Origin of the sequence: Pseudomonas sp. YNh, assembly GCF_037993085.1 — a bacterium.
In the GTDB taxonomy this organism is placed as follows: Bacteria; Pseudomonadota; Gammaproteobacteria; order Pseudomonadales; family Pseudomonadaceae; genus Aquipseudomonas; species Aquipseudomonas putida.
The window spans coordinates 134,508-151,616 of record NZ_JBBMRJ010000011.1; the positions used below are offsets into that span (position 1 = coordinate 134,508).

17 protein-coding genes and 1 pseudogene are annotated in these 17,109 nt (G+C 63.2%); 10 read left to right on the forward strand and 8 right to left on the reverse strand.

Annotation, left to right across the window (positions count from 1 at the left end; all coding sequences use genetic code 11):
- Positions 1–3 precede the first annotated feature (3 nt).
- Together rpmG and rpmB are read right to left on the reverse strand one after the other, a co-directional pair.
- A complete protein-coding gene (gene rpmG / locus WF331_RS14035; RefSeq protein ID WP_003253507.1) occupies positions 4–159 on the reverse strand; it encodes a 50S ribosomal protein L33 in 156 nt (51 codons plus the stop codon).
- 11 nt (positions 160–170) lie between these two features.
- Positions 171–407 carry a 50S ribosomal protein L28 gene (gene rpmB, locus WF331_RS14040; RefSeq protein ID WP_003253504.1) on the reverse strand — a complete coding sequence of 79 codons (237 nt, stop codon included), beginning with the start codon at positions 405–407 and terminating at the stop codon, positions 171–173.
- 361 nt (positions 408–768) lie between these two features.
- Here rpmB and WF331_RS14045 point away from each other — a divergent pair, with 361 nt between their 5' ends.
- Positions 769–2,376: an ABC transporter substrate-binding protein gene (locus tag WF331_RS14045; RefSeq protein WP_084967367.1), complete on the forward strand. Its 1,608-nt coding sequence runs from the start codon at positions 769–771 to the stop codon at positions 2,374–2,376.
- A 61-nt stretch (positions 2,377–2,437) separates the two neighbouring features.
- On the opposite strand, the gene radC is transcribed toward WF331_RS14045, so the two are convergent.
- A complete protein-coding gene (radC, locus tag WF331_RS14050; RefSeq protein WP_174370589.1) occupies positions 2,438–3,118 on the reverse strand; it encodes a RadC family protein in 681 nt (226 codons plus the stop codon).
- 128 nt (positions 3,119–3,246) lie between these two features.
- Here radC and coaBC point away from each other — a divergent pair, with 128 nt between their 5' ends.
- The 4 genes and pseudogenes from coaBC (at position 3,247) to argB (ending at position 7,367) form a co-directional block, all read left to right on the forward strand.
- On the forward strand, positions 3,247–4,458 hold the full coding sequence (gene coaBC / locus WF331_RS14055; protein ID WP_016489816.1) for a bifunctional phosphopantothenoylcysteine decarboxylase/phosphopantothenate--cysteine ligase CoaBC: 1,212 nt from the start codon (positions 3,247–3,249) through the stop codon (positions 4,456–4,458).
- 5 nt (positions 4,459–4,463) lie between these two features.
- Complete coding sequence (dut, locus tag WF331_RS14060) at positions 4,464–4,919, forward strand: dUTP diphosphatase (protein ID WP_016502225.1); 456 nt, start codon at positions 4,464–4,466, stop codon at positions 4,917–4,919.
- 144 nt (positions 4,920–5,063) lie between these two features.
- Positions 5,064–6,431, forward strand: a pseudogene (locus WF331_RS14065) (phosphomannomutase/phosphoglucomutase); the annotation flags it as partial.
- 30 nt (positions 6,432–6,461) lie between these two features.
- Complete coding sequence (argB, locus tag WF331_RS14070; RefSeq protein ID WP_004575216.1) at positions 6,462–7,367, forward strand: acetylglutamate kinase; 906 nt, start codon at positions 6,462–6,464, stop codon at positions 7,365–7,367.
- 175 nt (positions 7,368–7,542) lie between these two features.
- Here the strand turns inward: argB and pyrE are convergent, their stop codons facing one another.
- Positions 7,543–8,184, reverse strand: a complete 642-nt coding sequence (gene pyrE / locus WF331_RS14075) for an orotate phosphoribosyltransferase (RefSeq protein ID WP_003253405.1) — start codon at positions 8,182–8,184, stop codon at positions 7,543–7,545.
- Positions 8,185–8,264: 80 nt separating this feature from the next.
- On the opposite strand from pyrE, the gene WF331_RS14080 reads away from it, so the two are divergent.
- A complete protein-coding gene (locus tag WF331_RS14080; protein WP_003253401.1) occupies positions 8,265–9,044 on the forward strand; it encodes an exodeoxyribonuclease III in 780 nt (259 codons plus the stop codon).
- 61 nt (positions 9,045–9,105) lie between these two features.
- Here WF331_RS14080 and rph read toward each other — a convergent pair whose 3' ends face one another.
- Positions 9,106–9,828: a ribonuclease PH gene (rph, locus tag WF331_RS14085; protein WP_284359231.1), complete on the reverse strand. Its 723-nt coding sequence runs from the start codon at positions 9,826–9,828 to the stop codon at positions 9,106–9,108.
- Between the two features lie 228 nt (positions 9,829–10,056).
- On the opposite strand from rph, the gene WF331_RS14090 reads away from it, so the two are divergent.
- Both WF331_RS14090 and gmk read left to right on the forward strand, forming a co-directional pair.
- Positions 10,057–10,920 carry a YicC/YloC family endoribonuclease gene (locus WF331_RS14090; protein ID WP_016502227.1) on the forward strand — a complete coding sequence of 288 codons (864 nt, stop codon included), beginning with the start codon at positions 10,057–10,059 and terminating at the stop codon, positions 10,918–10,920.
- A 13-nt stretch (positions 10,921–10,933) separates the two neighbouring features.
- Entirely contained in the window at positions 10,934–11,554 is a 621-nt protein-coding gene (gmk, locus tag WF331_RS14095) for a guanylate kinase (protein WP_016502228.1), read from the forward strand.
- A 132-nt stretch (positions 11,555–11,686) separates the two neighbouring features.
- Here the strand turns inward: gmk and WF331_RS14100 are convergent, their stop codons facing one another.
- From WF331_RS14100 to WF331_RS14110, 3 genes are all read right to left on the reverse strand, one after another.
- Positions 11,687–13,228: an APC family permease gene (locus tag WF331_RS14100; RefSeq protein WP_016502229.1), complete on the reverse strand. Its 1,542-nt coding sequence runs from the start codon at positions 13,226–13,228 to the stop codon at positions 11,687–11,689.
- 113 nt (positions 13,229–13,341) lie between these two features.
- The gene (locus WF331_RS14105; protein WP_049275885.1) at positions 13,342–14,115 is read right to left on the reverse strand and encodes a gamma-glutamyl-gamma-aminobutyrate hydrolase family protein; all 774 of its coding nucleotides are present in this window, start codon (positions 14,113–14,115) and stop codon (positions 13,342–13,344) included.
- 4 nt (positions 14,116–14,119) lie between these two features.
- A complete protein-coding gene (locus tag WF331_RS14110) occupies positions 14,120–15,502 on the reverse strand; it encodes a glutamine synthetase family protein (protein ID WP_016502231.1) in 1,383 nt (460 codons plus the stop codon).
- A 205-nt stretch (positions 15,503–15,707) separates the two neighbouring features.
- Here WF331_RS14110 and WF331_RS14115 point away from each other — a divergent pair, with 205 nt between their 5' ends.
- Positions 15,708–16,580 carry a LysR family transcriptional regulator gene (locus WF331_RS14115; RefSeq protein ID WP_016502232.1) on the forward strand — a complete coding sequence of 291 codons (873 nt, stop codon included), beginning with the start codon at positions 15,708–15,710 and terminating at the stop codon, positions 16,578–16,580.
- A 240-nt stretch (positions 16,581–16,820) separates the two neighbouring features.
- On the forward strand, positions 16,821–17,084 hold the full coding sequence (gene rpoZ, locus WF331_RS14120; RefSeq protein ID WP_003253383.1) for a DNA-directed RNA polymerase subunit omega: 264 nt from the start codon (positions 16,821–16,823) through the stop codon (positions 17,082–17,084).
- Positions 17,085–17,109: the final 25 nt, after the last annotated feature.

Genomic DNA, 17,109 nt, shown 5'->3' on the forward strand with positions numbered 1-17,109 from the left:
CAATTACTTGATCTTGGCTTCCTTGTACACCACGTGCTTGCGAACAACCGGATCATATTTCTTGATCTCGATTTTGTCCGGGGTGGTGCGCTTGTTCTTGTCGGTGGTGTAGAAGTGGCCGGTACCGGCACTCGAAACCAGACGGATCAATTCACGCATGATGTTCTCCCTTAAACCTTGGCGCCAGCTTTACGGATGTCAACCAGAACGGCGTCGATGCCGCGCTTGTCGATGATACGCATGCCCTTGGCGGAAACGCGCAGACGCACGAAACGCTTCTCGGATTCAACCCAGAAACGGTGGTGCTGCAGGTTCGGCAGGAAACGACGACGGGTTTTGTTGTTTGCGTGGGAAATGTTGTTCCCGGTTACTGGACCCTTACCAGTAACTTGACAGACTCTCGACATGACTCAGCCCTCTAAAACCACATGCCCAACCCGGCATGGGTTGGCCGCTTAATCTCTCAGTCTTTGGCGCCTGGGCGCCGTGATTCTGGAGGTCTTATCGACCGGATCCGCTTATGCGACAGGCCGAGCCCCTAGAAAAGAGCGCTGCTTTATACCAGAAAGACTTGCCTGCAACAACAGTAGATACACATTGCCGCAAGCCAGAACGCGCCGGGCCAGCATAGCGGCAGGCCCCGTCAGCCGTCGACCGCTCGTCGCCATATTTGTAAAAAAGGGTGTGGTCATTTACCGGCAGGCACACTAGGGTAGGCCTTTTCCAGACTGCACTGGCAGATGGGCCACCGACAGCCAAGGAGCCACCATGCGTGCTGCCGCCCTTTCCTTATTGTTCAACTCACTGTTCGCCGCCGGCGCCCTGTTCGCTGCCGGCGTAGCCCAGGCCGCGCCGCTGAGCGTTTGCAGCGAAGCCAGCCCCGAAGGCTTTGACGTGGTGCAGTACAACTCGCTGACCACCACCAACGCCACAGCTGACGTGCTGATGAACCGCCTGGTGGAGTTCGACGCGGCGCAAGGCAAGGTGGTGCCGAGCCTGGCAGCCAGCTGGACAGTGTCGGCCGACGGGCTGGTGTATGATTTCACCCTGCGCGATGGCGTGAAATTCCACACCACCCCCTACTTCAAGCCAGGCCGTGAGCTGAACGCCGACGACGTGCTGTTCAGCTTCCAGCGCATGCTCTACCCCGCCCATGCCTGGCACAAGACCGCACCGGGTGGCTACCCGCATGCCCAGTCGCTGCAACTGGGCAGCCTGATCAAGGCAATCGAGGCGCCGGCGCCAAACACCGTGCGCTTCACCCTCAGCCACCCGGACGCCACATTCCTGGCCACGCTGAGCATGGGCTTCGCCTCGATCTACTCCGCCGAATATGCCGACAAGCTGCTGAAGGCCGGCACGCCCGAGAAGCTCAACAACCAGCCGATCGGCACCGGGCCGTTCGTCTTCCAGCGCTTCCAGAAAGACGCCGTGGTGCGCTATCGCGCCAACCCTGACTACTTTGCCGGCAAGCCGGCGGTCGACCCGCTGATTTTCGCCATCACCACCGATGCCAACGTGCGCCTGCAGAAGCTCAAGCGTGGCGAGTGCCAGGTGGCCCTGTCGCCCAAGCCGCTGGACATTGCCGAAGCGGGCAAGGACGGCAACCTCAAGGTGGCCACCACCCCGGCCTTCATGACCGCCTTCGTCGCCATCAACAGCCAGCACCCGCCACTGGACAAACCGGAAGTGCGCCAGGCCATCAACCTGGCGTTCGACAAGCAGGCCTACCTCAAGGCCGTGTTCGAAGGCTCCGCAGTGGCCGCCAACGGCCCCTACCCGCCCAGCACCTGGAGCTATGCCAAGGACTTGCCCGGCTACCCGCTGGACCTGAAGAAAGCCAAGGCCCTGCTGACCAAGGCCGGCCTGGGCGATGGCTTCAGCACTACCATCTGGACCCGCCCGTCGGGCAGCCTGCTCAACCCCAACCCCAGCCTTGGTGCGCAGATGCTGCAGGCCGACCTGGCCAAGATCGGCGTCAAGGCCGAGATCCGCGTAATCGAATGGGGCGAGTTGATCCGCCGCGCCAAGGCCGGCGAGCACGACCTGCTGTTCATGGGCTGGGCGGGCGACAACGGCGACCCGGACAACTTCCTCAGCCCGCAGTTTTCCTGCGCTGCGGTCGAGTCGGGGACCAACTTTGCCCGCTTCTGCGACAACCGCCTGGACCAGCTGATCAGCGCCGGGCGCACCACCAACGACCAGAGTGTGCGTAGCCGGCTGTACCAGCAGGCGCAGACGTTGATCCAGCAACAGGCGCTGTGGGTACCGCTGGCGCACCCGAAGGCGGCGACGCTGCTGCGCCAAGGTGTGGAGGGGTACCAGGTGAGCCCCTTCGGGCGGCTGGATTTCAGCAAGGTGTCGGTGACCAAGTAACCCTGTGCTGGCCTTCTCGCGGGCTTGCCCGCGAGAAGGCCAGCACAGGCAGTACCAAGGCCTAAGCCACAATCCACCCATGCTCGACCATCGACAACGGCTCCCCGTCGCCGATGATGATGTGGTCCAGCACCCGCACGTCGATCAACGCCAACCCCCGCTTCAGCGACAAGGTCAGATGCACATCGTCCTGGCTCGGCTCGTTGTTGCCTGAAGGGTGGTTGTGGCACAGGATCATCGCCGCCGCGTTGTGCAGCAGTGCCCGGCGCACTACCTCCCGTGGGTAGACACTGGCCCGGTCTATCGTGCCCCTGAACAGGATCTCAAACGCCAATGGGCGGTGCTTGGTATCCAGAAACAGGCAACCGAACACCTCACTGATCTCATGGCGCAACATGGCCTTGAGATAGCGCCGCACCGCCGCTGGTCCCTCTAGCGCCGGTGCGCGCTCGAGGTTCTCATCCAGATAACGCCGACCAATCTCCAACAGCGCCTGTAACTGTGCGTATTTCACAGTGCCAATGCCCGGCTCGCGCAGCACCGCTTCGCGTTCGGCCTCAAGAAACTGCCTCAGCCCGCCAAAACGCACCAGCAGCCCTCGCGCAAGGTCCAGCACATTGCGCCCGGCAACCCCCGAGCCCAGCAATACGGCGAGCAACTCTGCATCCGAGAGCGCAGCAGCCCCGCGCAGCAGCAACTTCTCCCGCGGCCGTTCTTGCGCCGGCCATTCCCTGATATTCATCCCCACCCCCTGCCCTTGCTGCGGCCCATTTCGACCCTGTGTTAATCTATTTCGCCTCGTACATGCGACGTACTGCCGCAGGCAATTTCAAACGTCGCCGCCCGCTCTCACTGGAAAAAGGCAAGCCTATGCAGCGGCTGTATCGCAAGCGCATCGTTCTCGGCGTGGGTGGCGGCATTGCCGCCTACAAAAGCGCCGAGCTGATCCGCCGTCTCCTGGAGCACGGCGCGCAGGTGCGCGTCGTCATGACCCGTGGTGGTGCCGAGTTCATCACCCCGCTGACCCTGCAGGCGCTGTCGGGCCACCCGGTGCACATGGACCTGCTTGACCCTGCCGCAGAAGCGGCCATGGGCCATATCGAACTGGCCAAGTGGGCCGACCTGGTGCTGATCGCCCCGGCCACGGCCGACCTCATGGCGCGCATGGCCCAAGGCATGGCCGACGACCTGCTGACCACGCTGGTGCTGGCCACTGACGCCACCGTCGCCGTAGCCCCGGCCATGAACCAGGCCATGTGGCGCGACCCGGCTACCCAGGCCAACCTCGAACTGCTCAAGAGCCGTGGCATCCAGGTGTTCGGCCCGGCGTCCGGCAGCCAGGCCTGTGGCGACGTGGGCCTGGGCCGCATGCTCGAAGCCACCGACCTGGCCTGGTGCGCCGCAGAAAGCTTCAAGCGCCAGGCGCTGACCGGCAAGCACGTGCTGATCACCGCCGGCCCGACCCAGGAAAACATCGACCCGGTGCGCTACATCACCAATCATAGCTCCGGCAAGATGGGCTTCGCCTTGGCCGAAGCGGCTGCCGAGGCCGGGGCTCGGGTCACCCTCGTTACCGGCCCTGTGCACCTGCCAACCCCCGACCGGGTCAGCCGCATCGACGTGGTCAGCGCGCGGGACATGCTCGCGGCCTGTGAAGCGGCCATGCCGTGCGACCTGTTCATCGCCTCGGCGGCGGTTGCGGACTACCGCCCGGAGGTCGTTGCCACGCAAAAGTTGAAGAAAGATCCTACGACCGGCGACGGCATGCTGCTGCAGATGGTGCGCAATCCCGATATCCTTGCCACCATTGCTGGCCGCAGCGACCGCCCGTTCAGCGTCGGCTTCGCCGCCGAAACCGAACACCTGCTCGATTACGCCACGCGCAAGCTCAAGGACAAGAACCTCGACCTGATCGTCGCCAATGATGTGGCCAACCCCAGCATCGGCTTCAACAGCGAAGAAAACGCCTTGACCGTGATCGACCGCCAGCAGCACCAGACCCTCTTCGCGCAGACCAGCAAGGGCAAGATCGCCCGGCAACTGGTCGCCTTCATCGCCGATCGGCTCAATCAGGTTCAATAAGTTACATGCACGCTCTTCAAGCCAAGATCCTCGACCCACGCCTGGGTACCGAATTCCCCCTGCCGGCCTACGCCACCCCCGGCTCCGCCGGCCTGGACCTGCGCGCCCTGCTCAAGGAGGACACCGTCCTCGAGCCAGGCCAGACCCTGCTGATCCCTACCGGCCTGTCGATCTACATCGGCGACCCGGGCCTGGCGGCGATGATCCTGCCGCGCTCGGGCCTGGGCCATAAGCACGGCATCGTGCTGGGCAACCTGGTCGGCCTGATCGACTCGGACTACCAAGGCGAGCTGATGGTGTCGTGCTGGAACCGTGGCAATACGCCGTTCACCATCGCGGTTGGCGAACGTATCGCCCAGCTGGTGCTGGTCCCGGTGGTACAGGCCCACTTCAACATCGTCGAAGCGTTCGATGAAAGCCAGCGTGGCGCTGGCGGCTTCGGTCACTCTGGCAGCCACTGAGCCGGCAAATGACCGTTCAGGCCAAGGATGGCGAACTCTCTGGCGAAAGCACCGTCCAAGCGTTCAGTTTGCGCCTGCCCAGACAGCCTTTGACTAATGGAGCTTCCAGAGATGAACGATATGGCCCACCTGGTCCCCGCCGCACTACCCGACAGCATTTTCCGCGCGTATGACATCCGCGGCGTGGTCGGCAAAACCCTCCACGCCGAAACCGCCTACTGGATCGGCCGCGCCATCGGCGCGCAGAGCCTGGCTCAGGGTGAACCGCAGGTTTCTGTAGGCCGCGATGGCCGCCTGTCGGGCCCAATGCTGGTCGAACAGCTGATCAAGGGCCTGGTCGACGCCGGTTGCCAGGTCAGCGACGTCGGCCTGGTGCCCACCCCGGCGCTGTACTACGCGGCCAACGTGCTGGCCGGCAAGTCGGGCGTGATGCTGACCGGCAGCCACAACCCGTCAGACTACAACGGTTTCAAGATCGTCATCGCCGGCGACACCCTGGCCAATGAACAGATCCAGGCCCTGCTGACCCGCCTGAAAACCAACGACCTGACCTTGGCCGAAGGCCGCGTGGAAAAAGTCGAAATCCTGGAGCGTTATTTCCAGCAGATCGTCAGCGACGTGAAACTGGCCAAAAAACTCAAAGTAGTGGTGGACTGCGGCAACGGCGCTGCCGGCGTGGTCGCGCCGCAGCTGATCGAAGCCCTGGGCTGTGAAGTGATCCCGCTGTTCTGCGAGGTCGACGGCAACTTCCCCAACCACCACCCGGACCCGGGCAAGCCGGAAAACCTCGAAGACCTGATCGCCAAGGTCAAGGAGACCGGTGCCGACATCGGCCTGGCCTTCGACGGTGACGGCGACCGCGTCGGCGTGGTGACCAACACCGGCAGCATCGTCTACCCGGACCGCCTGCTGATGCTGTTTGCCCAGGACGTGCTGGCACGCAACCCGGGCGCCGAGATCATCTTCGACGTCAAATGCACCCGTCGCCTGACCCCGCTGATCGAACAGCACGGCGGCCGCGCACTGATGTGGAAGACCGGCCATTCGTTGATCAAGAAGAAGATGAAACAGACCGGTTCGCTGCTGGCCGGCGAAATGAGCGGTCACATCTTCATCAAGGAACGCTGGTACGGTTTCGATGATGGTATCTACAGCGCTGCGCGCCTGCTGGAGATCCTCAGCAAGGCCGGGCAGAGCGCCGAAAACCTGTTTGCCGCCTTCCCGAACGATATTTCCACGCCGGAAATCAATATTGATGTGACCGACGAGGGTAAATTCAGCATCATTGATGCACTGCAACGCGACGCCGACTGGGGCGCAGCCAGCCTGACCACCATCGACGGTGTGCGGGTCGACTATCCCCACGGCTGGGGCCTGGTTCGCGCCTCCAACACCACCCCGGTGCTGGTGCTGCGCTTCGAGGCCGATAGCGACGCCGAGTTGCAACGTATCAAGGATGTTTTCCGTACCCAGTTGCTGCGGGTTGAGCCTGAGCTGCAACTGCCGTTCTGACCGACTATCTGTTCCTTACAGGAGCCCTGCATGACCCTCGATCGCGATGCCGCTTCCCATGTAGCCGAGGTTTTGTCCGAAGCACTGCCTTACATCCGCCGCTTTGTCGGCAAGACCCTGGTGATCAAGTACGGCGGCAACGCGATGGAAAGCGAGGAGCTGAAAACAGGCTTCGCCCGTGACATCGTGCTGATGAAGGCTGTGGGCATCAACCCGGTGGTGGTCCACGGTGGTGGCCCGCAGATCGGCGACCTGCTCAAGCGCCTGTCGATCGAAAGCCACTTCATCGACGGCATGCGTGTCACCGACTCGGCGACCATGGACGTGGTGGAGATGGTGCTGGGTGGCCAGGTCAACAAGGACATCGTCAACCTGATCAACCGCCACGGCGGCAGCGCCATCGGCCTGACCGGCAAGGACGCGGAGCTGATCCGCGCCCGCAAGCTGACCGTCAGCCGCCAGACGCCTGAGATGACCACCCCCGAAATCATCGACATCGGCCACGTGGGCGAAGTGGTGAGCGTGAACACCGACCTGCTGAACATGCTGGTGAAGGGTGACTTCATCCCGGTGATCGCGCCGATCGGCGTGGGCGCCAACGGTGAGTCATACAACATCAACGCCGACCTGGTGGCGGGCAAGGTAGCCGAGGCGCTGAAAGCCGAGAAGCTGATGCTGCTGACCAACATCGCCGGCCTGATGGACAAGCAGGGCCAGGTACTGACCGGCCTGACCACCGAGCAGGTCAACGAACTGATCGCCGACGGCACCATCTACGGCGGAATGCTGCCGAAGATCAAGTGCGCACTGGATGCGGTGCAGGGCGGCGTGAACAGCTCGCACATCATCGACGGCCGCGTACCGAACGCGGTGCTGTTGGAAATCTTCACCGACAGCGGCGTGGGTACCCTGATTACCAATCGCAAGCCACGCTGATCGTTGACCTGTCCCGGCCTCATCGCCGGCAAGCCAGCTCCCACAGGATCTTCATCGCGCTCAAAGGCAGCCCGGTACCTGTGGGAGCGGTCAAGCCCGCGAAGAGGCAGGAACTGGCGGCACAAAAAAAGGCGACCTTCACACGAAGGTCGCCTTTTTATTTACCCGGCCAGGATCAGATCCCGTACTGCGCCCGGTAAGCCTCGACAGCCGGCAGATGCTGCTTGAGCTGTGGGTCATCGGCCAGGAACTCCAGCACCTGGGTCAGCGAAACGATGCTGACCACCGGGATACCGAAGTCGCGTTCCACTTCCTGGATCGCCGACAGTTCGCCATTGCCACGCTCTTCGCGGTTCAGCGCGATCAGCACGCCAGCGGCCTTGGCCTGCTGGGCGTTGATGATCTGCATGACCTCGCGGATAGCGGTACCGGCGGTGATCACGTCGTCGATGATCAGCACATCACCGGCCAGCGGCGCGCCGACCAGGCTGCCGCCTTCGCCGTGGTCCTTGGCTTCCTTGCGGTTGAAGCACCATGGCACGTCGAGCTGATGTTGATCGGCAAGGGCCACGGCAGTGGTCGCCGCCAGAGGGATACCCTTGTAGGCCGGGCCGAACAGCACGTCGAACGGGATCTTGCTGTCGACGATGGCTGCGGCATAGCACCGCCCCAGCTCGGCCAATGCAGAACCGGTGTTGAACAGGCCGGCATTGAAGAAATACGGGCTGGTACGCCCCGATTTCAGGGTGAATTCACCGAAACGCAGTACCCCGCGATCGATGGCAAAACGGATAAAGTCGCGCTGATACGGCTGCATGAATAGTCCCGGACACCACGGATTTAGCTAAATGGGTTGAGCTCGGGTATCATACACGCACGAGATTTTTGGGGCCATTTATGCGGATCATCAGTGTGAACGTAAATGGCATTCAGGCTGCGGCCGAGCGTGGTTTGCTCAGCTGGCTACAAGCCCAGAATGCCGACGTCATCTGCCTTCAGGATACCCGCGCCTCGGCCTTTGAACTCGATGACCCAGCTTTCCAGCTCGATGGCTATTTCCTTTATGCCTGCGACGCGGAGGTGCCTGCCCAAGGTGGTGTGGCCCTTTACTCGCGCATGCAGCCCAAGGCAGTCATCACCGGCCTGGGCTTCGAGACAGCCGACCGCTACGGGCGTTACCTGCAAGCAGATTTCGACAAAGTCAGTATTGCCAGCCTGCTGCTGCCTTCGGGCATGAACGGCGACGAAGACTTGAACCAGAAGTTCAAGTTGATGGACGACTTCGCCAAGTACCTGGACAAACAGCGTCGCAAACGTCGCGAATACATCTATTGCGGCTCGTTCTACGTGGCGCAGCAGAAGCTCGATATCAAGAACTGGCGTGACAGCCAGCAGTCGCCGGGCTTCCTGGCGCCGGAACGCGCCTGGATGGATGCGATCACCGGTGAGATGGGTTACGTCGATGCCCTGCGCGAAGTCAGCCGTGAAGGCGACCAGTACAGCTGGTGGCCGGACAACGAGCAGGCCGAGATGCTCAACCTGGGCTACCGGTTCGACTACCAGATCCTCACCCCGGGCCTGCGCCGCTTCGTGCGCAACGCCCGCCTGCCGCGTCAGCCGCGCTTCTCCCAGCATGCGCCGCTGATCGTGGACTATGACTGGACGTTGACCATCTGATTGCTGTTCAAACACGAAAAAGCCGACATTGATGTCGGCTTTTTCGTATCTACAGGAACAGTCAGTCAGCCAGAGCAGCCTGCTGCAGCTCGAAGATATCGTTCATGCCCTTCTGCGCCAGGGCGAGCATGGCGTTGAAGTCTTCCGGCTGGAACGGCGCGCCTTCGGCGGTGCCCTGCACTTCGATGAAGCCACCGGCGCTGGTCATCACCACGTTCAGGTCGGTTTCGGCAGCGGAGTCTTCCGGGTAGTCCAGGTCGAGCACGGCTTCGCCCTGGTACATGCCTACCGACACGGCAGCAATCATGTGCTTGAGCGGGTTGCCGCCCTTCAGGCCGCCGCGCTTCTTGATCACCGCCAAGGCGTCGCACAGGGCGACCATGGCACCGGTGATGGACGCAGTACGGGTGCCGCCATCGGCCTGGATCACGTCGCAGTCGACATACAGGGTGATGTCACCCAGCTTGCTCATGTCCAGCGCGGCGCGCAGCGAACGGCCGATCAGGCGCTGGATTTCGAGGGTGCGGCCACCCTGCTTGCCACGGCTGGCTTCGCGCTGGTTACGCTCACCGGTGGAGCGCGGCAGCATGCCGTACTCGGCGGTCAGCCAACCTTGGCCCTGGCCTTTGAGGAAGCGCGGGACACCGTTTTCCACGCTGACCGTGCAGATGACCTTGGTGTCACCGAACTCGACCAGTACCGACCCTTCGGCGTGCTTGGTGTAGTTGCGGGTGAGGCGGATCGAGCGGAGCTGATCGGCGGCGCGACCACTTGGACGTTTCATCTGGGATACCTGTACTGGGACTTTGAATCTGCCGAGCATTATAGAGCCCGCAGCGCGGGGAAGACATGCCTATTGTCGCGCCCGACACAGCCCGTCGCCTTTTCCGACTGCCATGGCCACCCCTCTGTAACATAGGCGGATTGGGCGCCGAGGTCCCACTGCGCTACAATCCTGCGCCTTGCAGCCGAGAGGCTCCCACCGTTCATTCATCTACGCGAGGTACTCCCCATGGTGCACAGCATGACCGCTTTTGCTCGTGTCGAGCGCGCCGGCAGCCAAGGCACCCTGATCTGGGAGCTGCGTTCGGTCAACCACCGTTACCTGGAACCCCACCTGCGCCTGCCCGAGGCCCTGCGCGACCTTGAAGGTGCCGTGCGTGAAGGCCTGCGCCAGGGCCTTTCGCGGGGCAAGGTGGAATGTACCCTGCGCCTCAATGAAGACAGCAACGGCAAGCCGCTGAAGGTAGACCGCGAGCGCGCGGCACAGCTGGTCGCAGCCGCCGAGGAAGTGGCCGGCCTGATCAAGCAGCCGGCACCGCTGAACCCGCTGGAAGTGCTGTCGTGGCCGGGTGTGCTGGTGGCCGACACCAGTGACCCACAGGCGCTGAACGCCGAAGCCATGGCCCTGTTCGACGAAGCACTGGCCGAACTCAAGGCCGGCCGCCAGCGCGAAGGCCAGGAATTGGCCCGGCTGATCAACGAGCGCCTGGACAACATGACCAGCGAAGTCACCACCCTGCGCGCCCTGGTGCCGCAGATGCTGGCGGCGCAGCGGCAGAAGATTCTCGACCGTTTCGGCGACATGCAGGCCGAACTCGACCCGCAGCGCCTGGAGCAGGAAATGGTGATGCTGGCCCAGAAGAGCGACGTGGCCGAGGAGCTCGACCGCCTCAGCACCCACGTCACCGAAGTGCGCCGCGTGCTCAAGGGTGGTGGCGCCGCCGGCCGACGCCTGGACTTCCTGATGCAGGAACTCAACCGCGAAGCCAACACCCTCGGCTCCAAGGCCTTCGACCCACGCAGCACGCAAGCGGCGGTCAACCTGAAGGTATTGATCGAACAGATGCGTGAACAAGTACAGAACATCGAGTAAGGCCAACCCGACCATGAACCACAGCAGCGGCACCCTCTACATCGTTTCGGCCCCTTCGGGCGCCGGCAAGACCAGCCTGGTAACAGCCCTGACCAAGGACGACCAGCAAATCCGCGTCTCGGTCTCGCACACCACCCGCGCCATGCGCCCGGGCGAGGAACACGGGGTGAACTATCACTTCGTTGTCCACGAGGAGTTCAAGGCGCTGATCCAGCAAGGCGACTTCCTGGAGCATGCCGAAGTGTTCGGCAACTTCTACGGCACCTCGCGCAGTGCGCTGCAGCAGACCCTGGATCAGGGCTATGACCTGATCCTGGAGATCGACTGGCAAGGCGCCCAGCAGGTGCGCAAGCTGATGCCGCAGGCATTGTCGGTGTTCATCCTGCCGCCAAGCCAGGAAGCGCTGCGTCAGCGCCTGGACGGCCGCGGGCAGGACAGCGAAGAGATCATCGCCGGGCGCATGAAGGAAGCGGTCAGCGAGATGGTGCACTACGACGAGTATGACTACCTGATCATCAATGATGATTTCGACGCGGCGCTGGAAGACTTGAAAGCGGTGTTCCGTTCGAACCGGCTGGTGCTGAAGAAACAGCAACAGCGCCACGGGTCTCTACTGAAGCAGTTGATCGGCTGAAAAACGATTGGGGCTGCTTTGCAGCCCTTCGCGGGCACGCCCGCTCCCACAGGTTAGTCACCGCCCTGAGGCGTGCGCTGTACCTGTGGGAGCGGGCGTGCCCGCGAAGGGCCGCAGAGCGGCCCCAATTATTTATTCCTGCAAAGGCAGGGTAGCCTGCTGGCGCAGGGTAGCCCCCAGGAAGTAAGCCGGCGCCCGCATGCGCGACAGCATCATCAGCCCGATGCCGAGCACCGAGATGATCGCGGCAATCACGAATACCAGCCCCAACCCGCCCACATGCGAGCCACTGCCGAAGTCCGGCGAGGCGCTGTCGATGGCGGTCCGTGCGAAGATCACCGACAGGATCACCCCACCGACCAGCGGGCACAGGCCACGCATGATGAAGTGGCGCACGCTGTCGAACAGGCTGTCGCGGAAATACCAGACGCAGGCGAACGCGGTCAGCGAATAATAGAAGCAGATCATCATGCCCAGCGCGGTGATGGTATCCGCCAGCACGTTCTCGCTCAGGGTACGCATGGTCACGTAGAACAGGCCTGCTGCCACGCCGGCGCAGATGGTGGCGTAGCGCGGGGTTTGCGAACGCGGGCAGACGCTGGCGAACTTCTGCGGCACCGCACCGTAGTAACCCATGGCCAACAGGGTGCGCGCAGGTGCCACGAAGGTGGACTGCAGCGACGCCGCGGTGCTGGCCAGCACGGCGATGGACATCAGGATTGCCAGCGGCCCCATGACCGGGCCGGCCAGGTGGGCGAAGACGTTCTCCTGGATGCGCGGGTTGTTCAGGCCCAGCCCGGTTTCGCTGATACCGGCAAACTGCAGGGTGGCGATGGCGGTGAACAAGTACAGGCCGAGGATCAACATCACGGTCCAGGTAGCGGCCTTGCCCGGCACCTCTTCGCTGCCCACCGACTCTTCGCTGACGGTCAGGCACGTGTCCCAGCCCCAGAAGATGAAGATCGACAGCGACAGCCCGGCGGCAAAGGCCGAGAACGACTCGACACCGAACGGGTTGAACCAGGCGAAATCGAACTCCAGCGGTGGCGGCGCAGTGGTGCCGCCGAAGGCGGCAAAGGCAAAGCCGATCAGCACCAGCAACTGCAGGGCCACCAGGCCGTACTGCACGGTCATGGTGGTGGCGATGCCGCGACAGCAGATCCACACGGCCAGGCCGATGAACACGCAACAAGTGCTGATGTTGATCAGCAGGTTGTCGGCCAACGCTGCCAGTTCATGCTTGCCGGTGATCTGGCCAAGGAACAGGTAGAAGAAATCGACCGCCACCCCCGCCAGGTTCGACAGCACGATGGTAGTGGCGACCACCAGCCCCCAGCCGCCGATCCAGCCGATCATCGGGCCGAAGGCACGCGCCGACCAGGTAAACGAAGTACCGCTGTCCGGTTCTGCCGAGTTCAGTTCACGGTAGCCCAGGGCCACCAGCAGCATCGGCAGGAAGCCGACGATGAATACGGCGGGCAGGTGGGCACCCACCTCGCGCACGGTCGGGCCAAGGGCGCCCGTCAGGGTGTAGACCGGGGCGATGGTGGAAATGCCCAGCACCACGCTGGCCAGCAGGCCCAGGCGGCCTTTGGCCAAGCCCTTGCCGCGTTGGGTGTTGCCCGCGTCGGCCGCCACATCGGGTGGGCGGCCGGCTTCTGTATAATTGCTCATGAGTATTTGCCGTAAATTTTGGAATTGTTTTCGCAGGCCTTGCGCACAAGGCCTGCTTTCACTCATTGAAAGCTTGCTGCCGGGAACCAGTCATCCAAGACCTTCGGCTGACGTCAGAATGTCTCCTGCCGTGCGCCCTCCCGTGCCGCGTAGGCAACGCAGGCCTCGCGAAACGCCTGGAACAGGCGCAGCGAGACCGGGTTTTCGGTGAAGCGCCACTCCGGGTGCCACTGCACGCCAAGCACAAAGCCCGGCGCCGCAGGCATGGATACCGCTTCGATCAGGCCATCCGGGGCCCGTGCCTCGACACGCAGGCCCGGGGCGAGGCGGTCGATACCCTGGCTGTGCAGCGAGTTGACCTCGAACTGCGCCGCCAGGCCCAGGCGCTCGAACAACCCGCCTGGCTCGATGCCGACAGGGTGACGAGGGCCGTATTGCACCTCCAGGGGTGCGTCCTCAGGTTCGCGGTGGTCAAGGTACCCGGGCATTTCCTGCACGCGCTGGTGCAGGCTGCCGCCAAGCGCCACATTCAGTTCCTGGTAGCCACGGCAGATGCAGAACACCGGCACGCCGGCGGCAATCGCTGCCTGCAGCAGCGGCAGGGTCAGGCGATCGCGCGCCAGATCGTGCCGGGTGCCGGCTACGCTAGGGGCGCCATTGTAATGATGCGGTTCGATATTTGAAGGCGAGCCGGTAAAAACAATGCCGTGCAGCCGGGCCAACAGCGCCTGCGTGTCGCTGCCCCCGTCTCGGGCCGGCAGGATCAGCGGCAAACCGGCAAAGCCGGCCGCCTCGACATACTTGTCGCCTACCGTGTGCGACGAGTTCTTCCCCACCTGCTGGCGGCAGGCGCTGACACCGATCAAGGGGACCGCATTTGCGCTCATGGGCTTACACCGTGTGCAGGTACCAGTTGTACTCAAGGTCGGAAATCGACACTTCGAACTCGGCCAGCTCGCTTTCCTTGCAGGCCACGAAGATATCGATGTAGTCCGGGCTGATGTATTGGTTGAGCACTTCGCTGTCGTCCAGCGCGCGCAGGGCATCACGCAGGTTGTTCGGCAGGCTCTGTTCCAGCTGCTCGTATGAGTTGCCCTCGATCGGGGCATCCGGCTCGACCTTGTTGGTCAGGCCGTGATGCACGCCGGCAAGGATTGCCGCGAGCATCAGGTACGGGTTGGCATCGGCGCCGGCCACACGGTGTTCCAGGCGCACGTTTTCGCTGCTGTCGGTAGGCACGCGCACGGCGACGGTGCGGTTGTCCAGGCCCCAGCTCGGCGCATTGGGCACATAGAACTGCGCGCCGAAGCGGCGGTACGAGTTGATGTTCGGGCAGAGGAAGGCCATCGACGCTGGCATGGTCTCCAGCACACCACCAATGGCGTGGCGCAGCGTGTCGCTTTGCAGCGGGTCATCGCTCGAGAAGATGTTCTTGCCGGTTTTCTTGTCCAGCAGCGAGATATGCACGTGCAGGCCGTTGCCGGCCTGGCCCGGGTAGGGCTTGGCCATGAAGGTGGTGTCCATCTCATGGTCGTAGGCAACGTTCTTGATCAGCCGCTTGAGCAGGATCGCATAGTCGCAGGCCTTCAGCGGGTCGGCCACGTGGTGCAGGTTGACCTCGAACTGCGCCGGGGCGCTTTCCTTGACGATGGCATCGGCAGGCAGGCCCTGCTCCTTGGCCGCTTCGAGCATGTCCTGCAGGCAGTCGGCGTATTCGTCGAGGTCGTCGATCAGGTACACCTGGGTCGACTGCGGACGCTTGCCGGAAATGGGCGAGCGCGGCGGCTGCGGGCGGCCGTTGAGGTTGTCCTGATCGATCAGGTAGAACTCCAGCTCGAACGCCGCGCAAATAGTGAGGCCCAGGTCGTCAAACTTGCTCACCACCTGACGCAGCACTTCACGCGGGTCGGCGAAAAACGGCGCGCCTTCGATCTCGTGCATGGTCATCAGCAGCTGGGCGGTGGGGCGTTTCTGCCACGGCTCATCCGACAGCGTGCCGGGGATAGGGAAGCAGATGCGGTCGGCATCGCCGATGTCCAGGCCAAGGCCGGTGCTCTCTACCGTGGAACCGTTGATGTCCAGGGCGAACAGCGAAGCCGGCAGGTTGATGCCTTTCTCGTACACCTTGTGCAGGCTGGCCCGCTCGATGCGCTTGCCACGTACCACGCCATTCATGTCGGAGATCAGCAGGTCGACGTACTGCGTTTCCGGATGGGCCTGGAGGAAGTCATTCATCTCGCTGGAAGAACTGGCGCACGGGGTTACCGACGTCATGGTGTACATCCTTTGATGTGCTGCGGCGATGTGGGGATACGGCTGGCGCCTCACGGGCGACGATGGTTGCAGCTGTTGTTTTTTTCACTTTCCCATCGTGGGGATTGGTTACCCGACCGGACGCATTGATTCCGGGGGGCCGTTTCACTATAAAATGGCCCCGACGCAACAGACATTGGCAATTCGGCAAGCAGAGCGTGCACCAATGCAATATCAGATCACCCACGCCGACCTCTCCCTGGTCCTGGCACTGGAGCGCGGCCGCTCACTGGCCAAAGCCGCCGAGCTCCTCAAAGTCGACGTTTCGACGGTATTCCGCTCGATCCGACGGCTGGAGTCGGCGCTGGGCACCGCCTTGTTCGTCAAGAGCCGCAAGGGCTACCTGCCGACCGACACTGCCCAGGCCCTGGCCGAGCAGGCCGAGCGCGCGGAACAGGCGCTGGAGGCGGCGCGCATTGCCATGACCAGTGGCGAGCAGGTTGTAAGCGGCACGGTGCGGGTGACCTGCACCGAGGCGGTGATGCATAGCCTGCTGCTGCCGGCGCTGGCCGAGTTCATGCCCAACTACCCGGCCTTGTCGCTGGAGATGGGCACCTCGAACACCTTCGCCAACCTCAGCCGGCGCGATGCCGACATTGCCCTGCGCCTGACCAATACACCACCGGAACACTTGGTGGGTCGCAACCTGGGGTCCACCTCCTATGTGGTCTGCGGCAAGCCGCAGTGGCGCGAGCGCCTGGCAGAGTCGGCCGTCAGCGTGCCATGGATCGCCCCCGACGACTCGATGCAGGACCACCCCACGGTGGTCTGGCGCAACCAGCAGCACCCTGGGTTGAGCCCGCGCTACCAGTGCAGCGGCATGTCGACCATCGCCCAGCTGGTAACTGCCGGCCTGGGCGTGGCGGCGCTGCCGGACTACATGGTGCACGCCCTGCCCGGCGTGGATGCGCTGAGCGGACCGCTGCCGGGTTGCGACACCCAGCTGTGGCTGCTGACCCGGCCGGACTGCCGGGCGCTGCGCTCGGTGCAGACCCTTTTCGAAGAGCTGACGCCGCGGTTGCGTGGCGCGATGCTCTGAGGTTATCGTCGGCTCAAGTATTGCGGCTGTCTGGTCCGGCCCTTTCGCCGGAAAACCCGCTCCCACAGGGTAGGCGTTGCCTGTGGGGGCAGGTTGGCCCGCGAAGAAGCAAACACAGTGCTTCAAGGTGACCACCCGGCAAAACAGCGCTTCCCTATTGGCTGGTGAATTTTTATACTATCGAGTCCGCCTGCCCATTACTGGGCTGCACGCCCACCGCATTTGCTACTGAGGAAGACCATGGCCCGCGTAACTGTTGAAGACTGCCTGGAACACGTGGATAACCGCTTCGAGCTGGTCATGCTCTCGACCAAGCGCGCTCGCCAGCTGGCGACCGGCGGCAAAGAGCCCCGCGTTGCGTGGGAAAACGACAAACCGACCGTTGTTGCCCTGCGTGAAATCGCCGAAGGCATCGTCACCAACGAGTTCATCGCCGCTGAAGAGATCGTCACCGAGGATCCGGTCTTCGCCGCCTTCGAGGACGAGAACAACGAGGCTGTCTGATTGATGCCAGGTCGACGTCGCACGG

What these genes read in the sequence shown, in the direction of transcription:
- WF331_RS14080 (WP_003253401.1), top strand. Translation starts at nt 8,265, where the DNA reads ATGCGGATCATCAGTGTGAACGTAAATGGCATTCAGGCTGCGGCCGAG.
- WF331_RS14090 (WP_016502227.1), top strand. Translation starts at nt 10,057, where the DNA reads ATGGTGCACAGCATGACCGCTTTTGCTCGTGTCGAGCGCGCCGGCAGC.
- WF331_RS14045 (WP_084967367.1), top strand. Translation starts at nt 769, where the DNA reads ATGCGTGCTGCCGCCCTTTCCTTATTGTTCAACTCACTGTTCGCCGCC.
- rph (WP_284359231.1), bottom strand. Translation starts at nt 9,828, where the DNA reads ATGAAACGTCCAAGTGGTCGCGCCGCCGATCAGCTCCGCTCGATCCGC.
- WF331_RS14100 (WP_016502229.1), bottom strand. Translation starts at nt 13,228, where the DNA reads ATGAGCAATTATACAGAAGCCGGCCGCCCACCCGATGTGGCGGCCGAC.
- coaBC (WP_016489816.1), top strand. Translation starts at nt 3,247, where the DNA reads ATGCAGCGGCTGTATCGCAAGCGCATCGTTCTCGGCGTGGGTGGCGGC.
- pyrE (WP_003253405.1), bottom strand. Translation starts at nt 8,184, where the DNA reads ATGCAGCCGTATCAGCGCGACTTTATCCGTTTTGCCATCGATCGCGGG.
- WF331_RS14105 (WP_049275885.1), bottom strand. Translation starts at nt 14,115, where the DNA reads ATGAGCGCAAATGCGGTCCCCTTGATCGGTGTCAGCGCCTGCCGCCAG.
- dut (WP_016502225.1), top strand. Translation starts at nt 4,464, where the DNA reads ATGCACGCTCTTCAAGCCAAGATCCTCGACCCACGCCTGGGTACCGAA.
- radC (WP_174370589.1), bottom strand. Translation starts at nt 3,118, where the DNA reads ATGAATATCAGGGAATGGCCGGCGCAAGAACGGCCGCGGGAGAAGTTG.
- rpmB (WP_003253504.1), bottom strand. Translation starts at nt 407, where the DNA reads ATGTCGAGAGTCTGTCAAGTTACTGGTAAGGGTCCAGTAACCGGGAAC.
- WF331_RS14110 (WP_016502231.1), bottom strand. Translation starts at nt 15,502, where the DNA reads ATGACGTCGGTAACCCCGTGCGCCAGTTCTTCCAGCGAGATGAATGAC.
- WF331_RS14115 (WP_016502232.1), top strand. Translation starts at nt 15,708, where the DNA reads ATGCAATATCAGATCACCCACGCCGACCTCTCCCTGGTCCTGGCACTG.
- rpoZ (WP_003253383.1), top strand. Translation starts at nt 16,821, where the DNA reads ATGGCCCGCGTAACTGTTGAAGACTGCCTGGAACACGTGGATAACCGC.
- rpmG (WP_003253507.1), bottom strand. Translation starts at nt 159, where the DNA reads ATGCGTGAATTGATCCGTCTGGTTTCGAGTGCCGGTACCGGCCACTTC.
- argB (WP_004575216.1), top strand. Translation starts at nt 6,462, where the DNA reads ATGACCCTCGATCGCGATGCCGCTTCCCATGTAGCCGAGGTTTTGTCC.
- gmk (WP_016502228.1), top strand. Translation starts at nt 10,934, where the DNA reads ATGAACCACAGCAGCGGCACCCTCTACATCGTTTCGGCCCCTTCGGGC.